This window comes from candidate division KSB1 bacterium (genome assembly GCA_024655945.1).
Classification (GTDB): Bacteria; Zhuqueibacterota; Zhuqueibacteria; order JANLFK01; family Oleimicrobiaceae; genus Oleimicrobium.
Map to the genome: position 1 here is coordinate 65,118 of JANLFK010000011.1, position 15,204 is coordinate 80,321.

General features: G+C 62.3%; 15 protein-coding genes and 1 pseudogene. 8 read left to right on the plus strand and 8 right to left on the minus strand.

The window, feature by feature from the left end; translation table 11 throughout:
• From aroQ to gltA, 8 genes are all read left to right on the plus strand, one after another.
• Entirely contained in the window at nucleotides 1-456 is a 456-nt protein-coding gene (gene aroQ / locus NUW13_12780) for a type II 3-dehydroquinate dehydratase (protein MCR4439891.1), read from the plus strand.
• Nucleotides 443-1,297 carry an ATP phosphoribosyltransferase gene (gene hisG / locus NUW13_12785; protein ID MCR4439892.1) on the plus strand — a complete coding sequence of 285 codons (855 nt, stop codon included), beginning with the start codon at nucleotides 443-445 and terminating at the stop codon, nucleotides 1,295-1,297. Before aroQ ends, hisG begins: the two co-directional genes overlap by 14 nt.
• Nucleotides 1,294-2,349 (plus strand): histidinol-phosphate transaminase, encoded by a 1,056-nt coding sequence (gene hisC / locus NUW13_12790; GenBank protein MCR4439893.1) that lies wholly within the window; start codon nucleotides 1,294-1,296, stop codon nucleotides 2,347-2,349. Before hisG ends, hisC begins: the two co-directional genes overlap by 4 nt.
• On the plus strand, nucleotides 2,346-3,026 hold the full coding sequence (locus NUW13_12795) for a TIGR01548 family HAD-type hydrolase (GenBank protein ID MCR4439894.1): 681 nt from the start codon (nucleotides 2,346-2,348) through the stop codon (nucleotides 3,024-3,026). Before hisC ends, NUW13_12795 begins: the two co-directional genes overlap by 4 nt.
• A complete protein-coding gene (gene hisB / locus NUW13_12800) occupies nucleotides 3,023-3,628 on the plus strand; it encodes an imidazoleglycerol-phosphate dehydratase HisB (protein ID MCR4439895.1) in 606 nt (201 codons plus the stop codon). The genes NUW13_12795 and hisB overlap by 4 nt, the downstream gene beginning before the upstream one ends.
• Nucleotides 3,612-4,232, plus strand: coding sequence for an imidazole glycerol phosphate synthase subunit HisH (gene hisH / locus NUW13_12805; GenBank protein MCR4439896.1), 621 nt, complete (start codon nucleotides 3,612-3,614; stop codon nucleotides 4,230-4,232). The genes hisB and hisH overlap by 17 nt, the downstream gene beginning before the upstream one ends.
• Nucleotides 4,233-4,760: 528 nt before the next feature.
• Nucleotides 4,761-5,627: a sulfide/dihydroorotate dehydrogenase-like FAD/NAD-binding protein gene (locus NUW13_12810; GenBank protein ID MCR4439897.1), complete on the plus strand. Its 867-nt coding sequence runs from the start codon at nucleotides 4,761-4,763 to the stop codon at nucleotides 5,625-5,627.
• Between the two features lie 7 nt (nucleotides 5,628-5,634).
• Nucleotides 5,635-7,065 carry an NADPH-dependent glutamate synthase gene (gene gltA, locus NUW13_12815; protein MCR4439898.1) on the plus strand — a complete coding sequence of 477 codons (1,431 nt, stop codon included), beginning with the start codon at nucleotides 5,635-5,637 and terminating at the stop codon, nucleotides 7,063-7,065.
• Between the two features lie 9 nt (nucleotides 7,066-7,074).
• Here the strand turns inward: gltA and NUW13_12820 are convergent, their stop codons facing one another.
• The 8 genes and pseudogenes from NUW13_12820 to NUW13_12855 all read right to left on the minus strand — a co-directional run bounded on the left by NUW13_12820 (nucleotide 7,075) and on the right by NUW13_12855 (nucleotide 15,117).
• A complete protein-coding gene (locus tag NUW13_12820) occupies nucleotides 7,075-7,494 on the minus strand; it encodes an RNA-binding S4 domain-containing protein (GenBank protein MCR4439899.1) in 420 nt (139 codons plus the stop codon).
• Between the two features lie 207 nt (nucleotides 7,495-7,701).
• The gene (locus NUW13_12825) at nucleotides 7,702-7,938 is read right to left on the minus strand and encodes a hypothetical protein (GenBank protein MCR4439900.1); all 237 of its coding nucleotides are present in this window, start codon (nucleotides 7,936-7,938) and stop codon (nucleotides 7,702-7,704) included.
• Nucleotides 7,911-8,147: a hypothetical protein gene (locus tag NUW13_12830; GenBank protein MCR4439901.1), complete on the minus strand. Its 237-nt coding sequence runs from the start codon at nucleotides 8,145-8,147 to the stop codon at nucleotides 7,911-7,913. Before NUW13_12830 ends, NUW13_12825 begins: the two co-directional genes overlap by 28 nt.
• 105 nt (nucleotides 8,148-8,252) lie before the next feature.
• Entirely contained in the window at nucleotides 8,253-8,750 is a 498-nt protein-coding gene (locus NUW13_12835) for a hypothetical protein (protein ID MCR4439902.1), read from the minus strand.
• Nucleotides 8,751-8,951: 201 nt separating this feature from the next.
• A complete protein-coding gene (locus NUW13_12840) occupies nucleotides 8,952-10,259 on the minus strand; it encodes a putative DNA binding domain-containing protein (GenBank protein MCR4439903.1) in 1,308 nt (435 codons plus the stop codon).
• 284 nt (nucleotides 10,260-10,543) lie between these two features.
• A complete protein-coding gene (locus tag NUW13_12845; protein ID MCR4439904.1) occupies nucleotides 10,544-11,053 on the minus strand; it encodes a hypothetical protein in 510 nt (169 codons plus the stop codon).
• A gap of 107 nt (nucleotides 11,054-11,160) precedes the next feature.
• A pseudogene (locus NUW13_12850) lies at nucleotides 11,161-11,361 on the minus strand (hypothetical protein).
• A 45-nt stretch (nucleotides 11,362-11,406) separates the two neighbouring features.
• Nucleotides 11,407-15,117 carry a tetratricopeptide repeat protein gene (locus NUW13_12855; GenBank protein ID MCR4439905.1) on the minus strand — a complete coding sequence of 1,237 codons (3,711 nt, stop codon included), beginning with the start codon at nucleotides 15,115-15,117 and terminating at the stop codon, nucleotides 11,407-11,409.
• Nucleotides 15,118-15,204 lie beyond the last annotated feature (87 nt).

Here is a 15,204-nt window from a genome sequence, read left to right on the forward strand (position 1 = left end):
ATGAGGGTCCTCGTCCTCCACGGGCCGAACCTGAATCTGCTCGGCGAGCGTGAGCCGCACATCTACGGCACCATGACGCTGCGTGGGCTCAACGCACTCATCAGGAGGCACGCACGCACCCTCGGTGTGCGGGTCAAGATCGCGCAATCCAACCACGAAGGCCGGCTCATCGACCTCATTCAGCGGCGGCGAAAATGGGCAGACGGCATTCTGATCAACCCCGGCGCTCTGACTCATTACAGCTACGCGCTGCGGGACGCCCTCGCAGCGGTGGCGCTGCCGGTAGTTGAGGTGCACCTGTCGGACATCCACGCGCGAGAGGAGTTCCGACGCGTCTCGGTGATTGCGCCGGTGTGTGTTGCGCAAATTGTCGGGTTGGGAGCCGACGGTTACCTGGGCGGCTTGGAGGAGCTGGTACGGGTCATCACCGGAAGAGGAAAGCATGCGCAAGATTAGGCTGGTCATTCCCAAAGGTCGCATCCACAATGGCGTGGTGCAGCTTCTCACCGACGCGGGCTTTGTCTTGCGGGAAAACGACCGGCAGTACGTGCCGGCCGTCAACGACCCGGAGCTGCAGGTGAAGATTATGAAGCCGCAAAACATCGCCCAACTTGTCGAGCTCGGCTCCCACGATTGCGGCTTCACCGGCCTGGATTGGATCGTGGAGACCGGGGCGCAGGTGGAAGAACTCCTGGACCTGCGCCTGGATCCGGTGAGCATTGTCGCGGCGGTGCCGGCGCAGCTCAAGACCGCAGAGCTGCGCAGCCGCCGTCTGGTCGTTGCCTCCGAGTATGAGCGCATTTCCCGTCAGTTCCTCAGCGAGCAGGGGTACGACTTTATTCTCCTCCGCACCTACGGTGCCACCGAGGCATTTCCGCCGGAAGACGCCGACATGATTATCGATAACACCGCCACCGGCCAGACGCTCCGAGAACACGGGTTGCGCATCGTGGCCACGGTGATGGAGTCTTCGACCCGGTTCATCGCCAATGCCCGCGTCATGCAAGACGAGCGCACGCGGGAAAAGATCGAAGAGTTGGTGATGCTCTTTACGGCGGTGCTCAACGCGCGCGAGAGGGTGATGTTGGAGATGAATGTGCCGGCGGAAAGGCTGGAGGCGGTGGTGCGCCTGCTTCCCTGCATGCGAGCGCCGACAATCTCGCAGCTGTACGGAGAGCAGGGGTACGCAGTCAAGGCAGCCGTGCGCCGCTCTGAGATTATCCGCCTCGTCCCTCTGCTCAAGAAGATGGGTGCCACGGACATTCTCGAGTACGAGTTCAAGAAGGTCATCATATGAGCCTCATCAAACAGCGGGTGCGGGAGCTGTCGCGCTACGAGGTGCCGCAAGATGCGCAGATGGTTAAGCTCAACCAGAATGAGTTCCCCCGCGACGTGCCGGACCAATTCAAGAGGGAAATTCTGGCGCGTTTGGCCGCTGCCTCGTGGCAGCGCTACCCGGATGGAGAGGCAGGGGCGTTGGTGACAGCCATCGCGGCCTATGCCGGGGTGCCCGCCGAGTGCGTGCTGGTGGGGAACGCCTCAAACGAGCTCATCCAAACGGTGATTTCCGCAACGTGTGAGAGTGGCGACACCATCGTCACCGTCACTCCTGGCTTTGCCGTTTACAGTCGAGTGGCCCGCATCTTGGGAGCATGTGTACGGGAAGTACCACTTCGGGCGGACTTTAGTTGCGACCCTGAGGCGCTGGTGGCTGCTGCTCATGGGGCGCGCCTGGTCATCTTCGCCACACCGAACAATCCCACCGGCACCTGGATGGCCGTTTCCGACATCGAGGAGCTGGTTGCACGGGTGGACTGCCTGGTCTGCGTGGATGAGGCCTACTTCGAGTTCCACGGTGAGACCGCCTTGCCCCTGCTGCGCAGCTACAGCAACCTCGTTCTGTTGCGCACATTCTCCAAAGCCTTGCGGCTGGCAGGCGCGCGGCTTGGCTATCTTCTGGGGCCGCCGCAAGTGGTGGCCGAGCTGGCAAAGGCGCGGCTGCCCTTCTCGGTGGGTATCCTGCAGCAGATCGCCGGCGAGGTGATGCTGGCGCACCGCAAGTTGCTGGAAAAGGAGATCCAGGAAGTGGTGTGCCAGAGGGAAGAGCTCCTGGCGGTGCTGCCGAGCATTTCTGGGGTCCAGGCAGTGCCCTCGCGCGCGAACTTTGTGCTCTTCCGCCACCAGGCCGTGCCCGCGGCGACGCTTTTCTCTGCCTTACGCCGGCGCGGCGTCTTGGTGCGATCCTTCGGGGACGCCTTGAGCGACTGGCTGCGCGTCACCGTTGGCACTCCTGCCGAGAACCAGGCGTTCTTGGCAGCCCTGCGGGCTTCGCTTGTGGAGTTGGCATGAAGGCCGTGCTCTTCGATATGGACGGGGTGCTCGTGGAGGTGTCCGGTTCCTATCGGCGGGCCATCGCGGCGACGGTGGAGCACTTTTCGGGAATGGCCATTTCGCCTGCGCAGATCCAGGCGTACAAGGACGCCGGAGGCTGCAACAACGACTGGGAGCTGACGCGCCGAGTCTTGCACGACCAGGGCGTGGATGTCCCTCTGCAAGAGATCGTCAGCGTGTTCCAGGAATTCTACCTGGGGCGCAACTTTGACGGGCTGATCACCAATGAGCAGTGGCTCTTGCGTGCGGAGGTGGCCATGCGGTTGGCTGGTCGATACGCGCTGGGCGTGGTGACTGGCAGACCCCGCCGCGAAGCAGCCTGGACACTGCAGCGCGCCGGCATGCAGCACCTCTTTGGCGCAGTGGTGACCATGGATGACCTGCCCTGGGACCGACAGAAGCCCCACCCGGATGGCTTGTACCTTGCCTTGGCCAAGTTGGGTGCACAAGAGGGTTGGTACGTGGGCGACACCGTCGACGACATCGTTGCGGCCAGAGCGGCGAAGGTGGTGCCCATCGCCGTGCTCGCCAACCAGCTGGGAGAAGAAGGCGCAGCCTGCATGGCCCTGCTGCGCGGCCACGGCGCGGCAGCAGTCATCCCGGATGTGAACTGCATAGAGGAGGTGCTCAGGTGAAGCGCAGCGCCCGCGCGGAGCGGCGCAGCCGCGAGACTGAGGTTATCGTCGAACTTAGCATCGACGGCAAGGGACAGGCGCACGTCACAACCCCCATCGGCTTGCTCACGCACATGCTCGAGACCTTTGCCAAGCACGGGCTCTTTGACCTCACCCTCAGCGCCAGCGGCGACCTGCACGTGGACCAGCACCACCTGCTCGAGGACTGCGGGCTGGTATTGGGCAAGGCCTTTGCCCAGGCTTTGGGCGACAAGCGCGGCATCAACCGCGCCGGCTACTTCGTCTACCCCATGGACGAGGCACTGGCCGTGGTGGCCGTGGACATCGGCGGCCGCCCTTACCTGCAGTACGATGTCCACTTCAGTCGCCAATTTTGCGGCGACCTCGACTCGGACCTGCTGGAAGACTTTTTCTATGCCTTCGCCGTGCAATTGGGAGGCAACGTGGTGGTACGCATGCCCTATGGCCGCAGCGACCACCACAAGATGGAGGCCATCTTCAAGGCCTTCGCCAAGGCCCTCGCCATGGCTTGCCAGGTCAATCCTCGCGCCGCTGGTGAGGTCCCCAGCACAAAAGGACTGATCGATGACCGGGATAGTTGACTATGGCGCCGGCAACCTGCGCTCGGTGAGCGAAGCCCTATCCTACCTGGGCGTGGAGCACCGGCTTGTTCGTGGCGCGCAGGAATTGGAGCTCGCGGACAGGTTGATCTTACCCGGCGTGGGCTCGTTCGGGCACGCGGTTGAGCACCTCCATGCGGCGGGCCTCTTTGGCGCCCTGCGGGCCTGGCTGGACGCTGGCCGCCCCTACTTAGGCATCTGTTTAGGTCTGCAGCTGCTGCTGGAGGGGAGCGAGGAGTCGCCCGGCGCAGCTGGCTTTGGCTTTCTCAGAGGCACATGCCGCCGTTTCCAAGGACGGCGCGTGCCGCAGATCGGCTGGAACAACGTGGAGTTCAAGGCCGACTGCCCTCTGTTCGCCGGGCTTGTCCCTGGTGAGTATTTCTACTTTGTGCACAGCTACTCGGCCGTGCCTGAGGACACGCTCAAGGTCGTTGGGTGGACCGAGTACGGCATCCGCTACGCCTCCGCGGTGGGCGTCGGCCAGGTGTGGGCGGTCCAGTTCCACCCCGAAAAGAGCGGTCGAGCCGGCCTGACTGTCCTCAAGAACTGGCTCGAGCGCTGTGCCGGCGCCGGCCACGGCGGCTGAAGGGCAGATAGAGGCCTCTCCGTGTCGCTACAAGGCACTGCAGTCGCGTCGCTGACCGCAGAGGGCAGAGCATTCGTCGGGGAGCCGCGTGGCTGCCGGCAAGTTCCACCTTTTGCGCACGTACCCCTCTTCTTGCGGCGCGAAGGCCCTTCCGGCATGGGGAGCTGCCCACGGATCCCGCCTCATTGCGGCGCATGGCCAACGTGACCAGTAAGCTCCAGGTTGCCCTCCGGTTGCCCTGCATCGAGAAGACTCTCTTCAGACAAGAAACGGTGTCCCGCCCTCGAGTTTCCGGCTGAGCAAGTGTTCGGCACCGTCGCCAACCTCGCGCTCCAGCCCCTTGCACAACTGAGCTTGGAAAAGGCCACCTCGTTGCCGAGACGTCGCGAACGCGCTGCCGGCGCCAAAGCACGCCCCCTACACGACGAACCGCAGCTCCCAGCGCACGTGCCGAAAATTCTTTGCAAAGCTTTCCCGGTTTTGCTATATTCCATCCTTCGCTGCGGTAGGGTGCAGGAGCGCAGTGGGATGGAAGCAAGAGGAGCCGGTATGGAGCTCAACGAAATCGTCAGCAAGGAGGTGCTTGCCCCAGACGTCACCCGCTTTGTGGTGTACGCACCGGAGATTGCCCAGAAGCGGCGGGTTGGACAGTTTGTCATAATCCGCGTCAACCCCCTGGGCGAGCGTATTCCCCTCACCATTGCCGATGCCGACCCGCGGGCAGGCACCATCTCCCTCATTTCCCAGAGCGTGGGGAAAACCACCTATGAGTTAGCCGAGAAGGAGGTGGGCGACAAGTTGGTTGACCTGGTGGGCCCCCTTGGCTCACCTACGCACATCGCTAAGGTCGGCACGGTGGTGAGTGTCGGCGGTGGCATCGGCATTGCGCCCATCTACCCCATCACGCAGGCCATGCGTGCCGCTGGCAACTACATCATTTCCATTCTGGGCGCGCGCAAGAAGGAGCTGCTCATCCTGGAACAAGAGATGCGCAGCGTGAGCGATGAGGTGATCGTCACCAGCGACGACGGCAGCTATGGCAAGAAGGGCTTTGTCACCGATGCCCTCCAGGAACTGATCCGGCAGGGCCGCAAGATCGACCTGGTCATTGCCATCGGGCCGGCAGTGATGATGAAGATGGTGAGCAAGCTTACCGCCGCGCACCAAATCCCCACCATTGCCAGCCTCAACACCATCATGATCGATGGCACGGGCATGTGCGGCGGCTGCCGCGTCACCGTCGGTGGCAAGACCAAGTTCGTCTGCGTCGACGGACCAGAGTTCGATGCCCATCAGGTCGATTGGGACGAAATGGAAAAGCGGTTGGGCATGTACAAGGAGCTGGAGTGCAAGGCACTGGAACGGTACTGGGCGGAGAAGAAAGCGAGGGCATGAGAACGGTATGGAACAGACACTGACGCCAAAACAGCGGCTGCAGATCCCGCCGCAGCGCATGCCAGAACAAGACCCCAACGAGCGCATCAGGAACCAAAGGGAAGTGCCGTTAGGCTACACGCCGGAGCAGGCCATCCGCGAGGCGCAACGCTGCCTGCAGTGTAAAACCAGACCGTGTGTGGCTGGGTGTCCGGTGGAGATCGACATTCCTGGGTTTATTCGCCTCATCGAGCAAGGGGAATTTGTGGCCGCCGCTCGGCGCATCAAAGAGAAGAATGTGCTCCCAGCCGTGTGCGGCCGTGTGTGCCCCCAAGAAGAGCAGTGCCAAAAAGAGTGTACCCTGACCAAGAGCCACAAGGACGTGAAGATGTCCGTGGGCATCGGCAAGCTGGAGCGCTTTGTGGCCGATTGGGAGCGTGAGCACGGTGCCGTGGAGCTGCCTACCCTGCCGCCCAAGACAGGAAAGCGCGTGGCCGTGGTAGGAAGCGGGCCCGCAGGACTGACCGTGGCCGGCGACCTCATCCTGCGTGGGCACGAGGTGACTATCTTCGAGGCGCTGCATAAGCCCGGAGGGGTGCTCGTTTACGGGATCCCCGAGTTCCGTCTGCCAAAGGCCATCGTCGAAGCCGAAGTCGACTATCTCACTCGCCTGGGTGTCACCCTCAGAACCAATTTCGTCGTGGGCAAGACCAGAAGCCTTGACGAGCTTCTTCAGGAGTATGACGCCGTGTTTGTCGGCACCGGCGCCGGTCTGCCGAACTTCATGCGCATCCCCGGGGAGAATCTGCTTGGGGTCTACTCGGCCAATGAGTACCTCACTCGGGCCAACTTGATGCGCGCCTACGACTTTCCAGAGGCAGATACGCCGATCTTCCCTTTCAAGAGAGTGGCGACCATTGGCGGGGGAAACGTAGCCATGGACGCCGCGCGGACGGCGCTCCGCCTGGGGGCAGAGCGGTCGATCATCGTCTATCGGCGCTCGGAAAAGGAGATGCCGGCGCGATTGGAGGAGATTGAGCACGCCAAGGAAGAGGGCGTGCAATTCAACCTGCTCATGGCGCCGGTGCGCGTGCTGGGCGATGAGCGCGGCTGGGTGAAGGGACTGGAGGTCATCAAGATGGAGCTGGGAGAGCCCGACGAATCGGGGCGGCGGCGTCCGGTTCCTGTGCCTGGCTCCGAGTTCATCATGGAGGTGGACGCAGTCATTGTTGCCATTGGCAATAGCCCCAATCCGCTCATTCCCCAGACCACGCCGGACATTGCCGTCACCAAGTGGGGGGGTATCATCATCGACGAGCATACGGGCAAAACCTCTAAGCGGGGGGTGTTCGCTGGCGGCGACATCGTACTGGGCGCAGCTACGGTGATCTTAGCCATGGGACAGGGGAGACGCGCCGCCAACGCCATGCACGAGTATCTGATGACTGGCAACTGGTAAGTGAGCGGGCTACCACCCTCGCAAGCGCTCGAGGCGGCGACGTTCCTTCTTGGTAGGACGACCCTTGAATGGCGGGCGCACGCGCCGCGCCCGTTGGTAGAGCTCCAGAAGCTCCTGCGATTCCGGGGAAAGCTCTTGCTGATGTTCGCGGTACAGTTCCCGCGCCTTTTCGGCTGAGAGGCTTTTCGCCGTCACCTGGAGCACATCGAACGTGCGATAGAGGTGCTTGTGCTTCACGGTGACCGTATCCCCGGCCCGGATCGCCTTCGCAGGTTTTGCCACTTGGCCGTTCACCTTGACCTTCCCCTCTTCGCAGCTCTTGGCCGCCTGCGCGCGCGTCCTGAAGATGCGCGCCACCTTGAGCCATTTGTCAAGGCGCACGCTTTCCTGCCCTTGGACGGGGTGCTGTTGGTCTGCTTTCTCGCTCATGGGTGACTTCACCATCTATGCTCGAGCTCTTGTCGCAATTGATCCGCAGTAGGTGGTCGAGTTCGCCACTGGCGCAGAGCTTTGCAATACGCCCTCCTTCGGCGTCAGGACGTTTTCTACAAAGACCAACCAACCCTGGCGCGGGCCCAGCGGCCAGAGGCGGGCACCGGACTGCCCCTTGCTATGCCGACCTGTAATGCATCCTCCCTAACCGTGAGTGTTGTACCCCAATGCGGCATCCAGGCCAGAAACAAATGACCCATAGTTTCCCTCACGCAGGAACTGGAAGAAAGCATCATAATCCCGCAGCCTCAGGAAATGGAAAGAGTAGCGGCATTCGCCCTGCTGCTGATTCAGCGTCTCAAAATGCTGACGAGCATAACGGTACTTGCCCTTGTTCTCGTCCGAAGGGCCGTCTATTTCCTCGTCACCTTTGATTTCCACGACCAGAATGTCGTTGCCTTTCTTGATGAAAACTCTGGGTTGAAGTAGCCGCGCTTGGGATGCTCGCCTTTGCGCCAGGCATACTCGATTTCGTAGAATCCTTGATCGGTGGATTTGATCCAGGCATCTATCGCGGAGGCGTTTTCAGGTCTGATCAACTGTCGCACGAAATCGCGTTCCGGCCTGCGCTCGGCCAGGACGATGTTCAACTGGGGCATTGGAACCTCTCTTGCGAGTCCAGATTTGCACTTGTGTGCAACTCCTCGGCCAAGAATTGCACCTTTCGGCCGAAAAGTGCAATTTCACCTCATGTCTTATTCATCGTGGATGATCCGCAAAATCTCGGCAGCCATGTAGGTCTTGCCATACGTCGTCTCTTCCGCCGGGCGGAGGATGCCAGCGCTCACCAGTTTTTCTACATTCTTTTGCGCGCCATGATAAGAACCAACCCGGAGCAAGCGTTGGGCCTGTGGAGTCGTAAGAACTGGGTTAGCAGAAAGCGAATCCGCCAGGCGTAAAGCCAGAACAGAGGTCCGCGCCTGGGCGAGGCGGCCGTGCCATCCTTCCTGCAAGTCCTGCAGTCTCCTGGCGCGCCTCAGGGCATTACCTGCCTGCTCGGCCACACCGCGCAGGAAAAAGAGCAGCCAATCACGCCACGCGCCCCGTTCGCTTACCCCCAAGAGCAGGTCATAGTAATCCTGGCGGTGGCGATAAAAATAGGCGCTCAGGTAGAGCATCGGCAGCGGCAACAGTCCCCACTGCACCAGCAACAGCCAGATGAGCAAGCGGCCGATGCGGCCGTTGCCGTCCACGAAGGGGCTGTGCTGTTGTGGAAGCGTTCAGGGTTCACAGAAAGGCCTCATCTCCCCCAGAAAGGGCGGCAGCCGCGAGGCGCGCGCGTCGGCGCTCTCCTCGAGGCCGGCGGTCTCTAGCTTCGAGGCGATCAGACGGGCGCGACGGTTATTGGGACACCCGGCTGTCCCAAATTGTCCAATATGTCCGATAAATGTCCGTTATCGAGCCAGGACATAGCGTCTCCCCTTCTTTTCGCCTTGCGCCTTCAGCAAGCCTTTGTCCACAAGGGCCTGGAGGTCACGCTGGACGGTTTTGGCCGTGACATCTGGAAAGAGTCGGTGGAGTTCGCCGATCGAAGCACTCTGGCGACTGCGCAATGTCGCACCAATCTGAATCTGTCGCTCGCTCAGCCCCGTCGCCCGCAGCCGTTCGGGGGTGGAGGGGTCCTGGCTGAAGACCACACGAACCCCACCCTGCCAGTTTTGGAACTCCGGGTCCGGCAAGCCCTGTTCGCGGCAGAGTTGCACGATGCGCGTGGTGCCCGTGCCCCAGCGCTCGATGATGCCGGCGAAGTAAAAGGCCTGCGCAAGCAGCGGATTGCGCAACACCGAACCGTGCGGGCCGTACAGCGCCTCCGGCGTGAGCGGCGGCGGCAGTTCGCCCGGACTCCAGATGTCCAGGCGGTCTTCTTCCATCCGAATCTGAACGTCCGCCGGATAGGTGTAATCGCGATGAATCAGGGCGTTGACCACCGCCTCCCGCAGGGCATCCAGGGGATACTCCCACACCTCGCGGCGCTGCAAGCCCTCCGGCGAAGGCTCTTCCACGCGGATGTCGAAGCGCACCTTGAGCACCTGACGGAAGCGCTCCATCGCGCCATCGAGCTGTTGCCAGAGCGTGCCTTGAAAGTCGTGGCTATCGAGAATCTGCGTTCCCCGGAAAAGCCCAATCCGCACCTGCGCCAGGGGAAAGAGCTGCTGCGGGCGCCGGGCAAAGAGCAAGACCGCCGCGTTGGTGAGCTCCCCTTCGCTGACCAGGCCGAGATTCTTCAGAACCGCCTGCGGCTGCGCCGGGTCAATGTGGGGCAACCTGGGGCGCGCAAGCCGGGCAAAATAGTTCACCGATTCTTCGTCCAGCTCGCCGAAGCCCCATTCGCTGGCGAAACTGTCCCAGGTACGCCCGGAGCGCTTCAGGATATGGCGCGCTAACTCCTCGGGGGCGAAATCGCGGTTGGTTGTGCCGACGCGCCGCAAATAACGCCCGCCCAAGGCGACTAAGCACGACGTCGGTTCCACGCTGATGCGGATAACCTCGCGCCCCTCCATTGGCACGACTTCGATGGACGGCGTAATCCCCAAGTGCGCAGCAATCAGATTGGCGATGCGCTGCAATTCCCGGTCATCTGCCCGAGCGCCCACCACCTCGCCGTCGTCCTGAACGCCCATCAGGAGCAGACCGCCGTCGGTGTTGGCAAAGGCCGCCAGGTCGTCCAGAGCGCGTTCGGTCCACTGACGCTTCCATTCCACATTCTGGCTCTCCGGCAAGGAGCATTTGGGCGTGGTCAAGGCTCCAGATTGAGCATCTTCAGAGGGTTGCCAACTTACCGAAAGCTGGCAGTCCTCAACCCTCACGCGCAAATCCACCGCTCCAGCTCGCGCGGGTTGCCCTGCACTTACGGGGTGGAATGTCGCACGCCCGCCAGATGTCGTTGGCCACGGTTTCGCGGGTTGGGGCGTGGAGCATGGGTCGGCATTGTACTAAACGTTAGTTCTGTGCTTCGGAATCATACTTTTCGGCCGAAAAGTATAATTCATTGTCCGGGCACCGGCTCTTCTCCGATCACGTTCATGATCTCAGACGCCACGTACGTCTTGCCACGGCTCGCGTCGCCAAGCAACCGCAGGATGCCCGCCTCAATAAGCTTCTCCACGTTGCGCTGTGCACTGGGATAGGTGACGTCGAGCAAACGGGCCGCCCGCGGTATGGTCAAGATCGGCGTGTCGAACAAAGCATCTACCAGACGCATCAGCAGCGCTGAAAAACGTGCCTGGGCCAGGTTCTGATGCCATTGCTCGCGTAAATCCTGCAACCTGGGGGCGCGCCTCAGGGCATCTCCCGCCTGCTCGGCCACCCCACGCAGGAAGAAGAGCAGCCAATCACGCCACGCGCCCCGTTCGCTTACCCCCAAGAGCAGGTCATAGTAATCCTGGCGGTGGCGATAAAAATAGGCGCTCAGGTAGAGCATCGGCAGCGGCAACAGTCCCCACTGCACCAGCAACAGCCAGATGAGCAAGCGGCCGATGCGGCCGTTGCCGTCCACGAAGGGGCTGTGCTGTTGTGGAAGCGTTCAGGGTTCACAAAACAACCTCACCGAATGGCCTGCATCAGCCCCCTGATCTCGCGCGACTCGGCTGGGTCGCAGGCACTGAGTGCGCGCAGGGTCTTGAATTTGCGCAACAGTTCGCGGTCCAGACCCACGGCGCTTGAGCCTTCCACACCTGTGCGGATAAGAATAGCCAAAAGTTCGGCGTTGCTCAAGGTGTGAGCGCCGTGCTTGAGCAGTTTTTCTCGTGGCCGGTCTTCTTCAGGCCAACTGGTGATGGCCCTTGCGTACAGTTTGTTCCTCATGTCCTGTCTTGAAGCCCCTCGCTGAAAAACCCCCGCAGCTTCCCGCTACCCGGACTGGCCCGCTTTCCTCTCGTTTATCTCCTTGATGCGCTCCCTCGCTACCCGGCCGAAGCTGCTGGCACTGCCCTCTTCGCGCTCGATGCGTTGGAAGATGCGGCGCGCGTCGTCCAGCTTGCCAAGGCGCATGTACGCCAGCCCCGATTCGTACATCGCGGTGACAGCCCAGGGGAGCTTCGATGGCGGGGAAAGGTACTTCACCTTCATGAGCTCGACGATGGCCTCGGTGTATCTCCCCATCTCCAAGTAGCATTTGCCGATCCAGTACTGGATTTCCGGCTCGGTCTCCTTGCTGGCGTAGGGCTTCAGGTCCCGAAAGTGCTCTATTGCCCGCTCGTACTCTTTGAGGTTCTTCAGGCAGGTGCCTATCTGCATTTTGCGCGCAAAGGCGTCATCGGCGCGCGGAAAGCCCTGCAGGTACTGGCGAGCAAAGGCGATGGCACGGTCCCACATGCCCAGGCGATCCGCCGCGTCGATCAGGTAGCCCAAGGCAAGCGCACGCATGGCAGAGTCAATGCGCGGCACCGCCAAGGCCTTCTGGAAGGCAAGGAACGCGTTCTCAAACTGCCCATTCTTGAAGTAGAAATCACCCAGGTTCACATAGGCGGTGGCTGTCAAGGGACTGTTGGGGTACTTGGCGGGGACGCCGGCGAGGATGTTCAGCGCCTCGTCTGGTTGGTTCATGATCAGGGAGAGCTTGCCCAATCCGATGTCCCCCCAGGCTGCCGTCTCTGCGTTCTTGACATCCCGCGCCGCGCGGAAGGCTTTTTCCGCCTGCTTAAAGTCCTTTTGGCGGATAAAGAACTCGCCTTCCTCGTAGGCAAAAAGGGCACGATTGGCGTCGTCGCGATATGCTTTCAGATATTTCTCGGCCTCGGCGGTGGCCCGGGGGCGGTCATCGAGCCTGAACAGGGAAATGACCAGCTTGGGCCCTGCCACTCGCCGCACCGAGTCCGCTGGCACATCCTTGATCAACTCCTGGTACTCGGCTGCCGCACTGCGATAGTCGCCGTTGCGAAAGAGCAGGTCAGCTGTGCGCAGCCGGGCGGAGACCTTTGCGCTCGGCGAAGCAGCCGGCAGCGAGCTGGCTTGACGCAAGAAGGTGAGGGCTCTCTCCCGGTCACCTCTTTCCTCGGCCATCGTGGCAAGAAGGGCGAGGGCCTGCGCAACCTGCGGGTTGCTTGCTGCCTCCCGCACAAACTCCACCAGCAGTGCTTCCGCTTCTCGCGAGCGGCCAAGATGGTGGTAGGCGGTGCCTAGACGGAGTTTCAGTTCCGGCGGGTCGGCATCCGGCGCCTCAGAAAGCGAAATGTCGCTTGCTCTCTTCTCCCGCACACGCTGGAGGAGCTCGGCGGCCGCCTTGTGCTTCTCCTGGCGGATGAGAAGATCGGCAAGCCGCACCTCCGCGCTGTCCGCCACCGGTGCATAGGAGCAGTCGTTGAGGACGCGCTCGTACAGTTTTTCTGCCTCGCCGAAGCGATTGCCGGCCTCAGCCAGGGCGGCGGCCAACATCATCGCCTGCGCACCTCGCCGGGTGCGCGGCAGGCGCTCGATGATGGTTTTCAGGGCTGTCCCGGCAGCCGCCGTGTCGCGAGCGGCCAGCGATCCTTGCGCCACCAGCCAATGACAGCGGGCGCGCAGCTCGTCGTCGCCAGCAAGGCGAGCTGCGTCGCTGGCGAAGGTGCGAACAAGAAAGGCCAGGCTGTCGGCTTGTGGGCCCTGCTCAAGCAGCAGACTGGCCTTCTCGGCCAGCAACTCGGCGCGCAGGGGACTCTGGGCAGGGACGACCGCCAGGGCAGCGTCCAGGTCCGCTAGCCAGCGCGGCACGTCAAGCGGAGAGAGCTTGGTCATTTTGCGCAGTCCGAGCAGCCCGCGCACTGCGGCAAGTCTTTCGTGGGTATCGCTGGAGGTGGCGATGGCCTTGCGATAGAAAGTGGCGGCACTGTCCACCAGCGCCCCGAGAGCACTCTGGTGGGCCGAAAGATAAGCTGAGGCAGCCAGCCCATGGTAGCAAGTGGCCAGGCTCAACAAGAGCGTGGCGGAAGCAGCAGTGGTGTCCTGCGCGTAGAGGTGCCGATAGAGCGCCCGGGCGGTAGCATAGTCCCGCAGCGATTCCAAGTACAGCGCGCCCACGTCGACAGGCACTCGGTCGCGATCTTGGCCGCTGGCCAGCCGGACCACTTGCAGCGCCAGCGAAGATGAAGCCTTGCGGTAGTCCGCAACAAGGAAGGAACGGAGCAACAAGGCTTTGTACGCCGCCTCATCGGCTAAAGGCGAGGCCGGAAACTGGCCGGCGTAGTTCTCGTAGGCATCGGCTGCTGCTGCATAGTCGCCCAGGTCTTGATAACAGCGCGCCAAACTCAAGGAAACCTCGTCCGCGAACTGGCTCTGCGGGAATTGGGTGAGAAAGCCCAGGAGCTTGTGCATCTCCTGTCTGGAGCAGCCTGTGTCCTCTTGACTGAGCTGGGCATCGAAGAAGGCGATGTCGTCCAGAAAGGGGCTATTGGGAAAGCGGGCGCTGAACTGGGCCGCGCGCGCGTGTGCTGCTTCCGCTTCTCCAAGGGAAGCCGACGCCCGCATCGCGCCGATGGTGGCTGCCGCTATGGCCCGTTCGCAGGCCCGCCGCTCGCCGACAGGGAGGGCGCGCACCGCATCAAAGTGCTGGCGGGCAGCGGCAAATTGTGCCAACTGCAACGCGGCGTTGCCCGCCCCAAGCCACGCCTCAGCGCGAAGAGAATCCCCTGGCGCCAAAGAACTGGCTAACTCAAATGCCGCCAGGGCCTCTCTTGCCGAACCGGCGCGCAGCAGGCTTTGCCCCTTGAGCAGGGTGGAGCGCGCTTTCAGCTCCTTGTCGCCGGCAAACTGCGTAGCCCTTTCCGCAAAGCGCGCCGATTCCGCATATTCGCCGCGACCTTGCAGGATGTCCCCCAGGAGGAAGGCAGCAGTGGCGGTTGCCACCGAGTCGACTGTTGCTTCGGCCACCTGCCTGAGGATCCGCTCGGACTCGGTGAACTGGCCGAGGCGATCGAGTATTTCTGCCTTCAGGGCCAGGGCTCGGACAGTCGTGCTCTTCTTGAGGTCCGGGGTGATCAACTTCTCGGCTTCGGCGAGCGCTTCTTCATGCTGGCCAAGATGGAACAACGCCGTGGCCAGCAGCAGACGTGCTTCTTCGCGCATCGCGCTTGTCGGATACTTGTCCAGCAGCAGGCCGGCCACACGCTCGCCGTCGGCATACTCGCCAGCTTTCTGATAGAGGCGCGCGGCACGCAGCAGGCCCTCTGGCGCAAGGGAACTGCCCGGGGCAAAGGCCGCCACGCGTTCAAAGGCCAAAGCCGCCTGGTGGAGCTGCGCCAGCGCCTCGTGAGTTTGGCCCTGCTGGAAGAGGAACTGGTCCAGGAGGGCAGAGCCGGGAAAGCGCAGCAAGGCATCGCGCCCGGTGCGCAGCGCTGCCTCGTGCTGCCCGGACAAGAACAAGGCACGACATGCCTGCAACAGGGCCTGCGGTGCCTTGGGGCTTGTCGGGTAGCGGTCGGCATAGCGCTGGTACTGCAGCGCTGCGAGGTCGTAGAGTTTGTCGGTGAAGAGCCTGTCCGCGTAGGCCAGGTCTTCTGCCTCACTCATTATCTGGGCAATGCTGCCCGCGCTCCAGAGCAGACCTAACGCCACCACTACTGCGTGGAGGGGATATCTCGTGTGCATGTGCTTTCTTGCCTTTCATGAAGGAAGACGAGACAAACGTCGGCCGTGCGGGACCTTGTTGGGTGGCGCGCCCATAGATGGCCACGG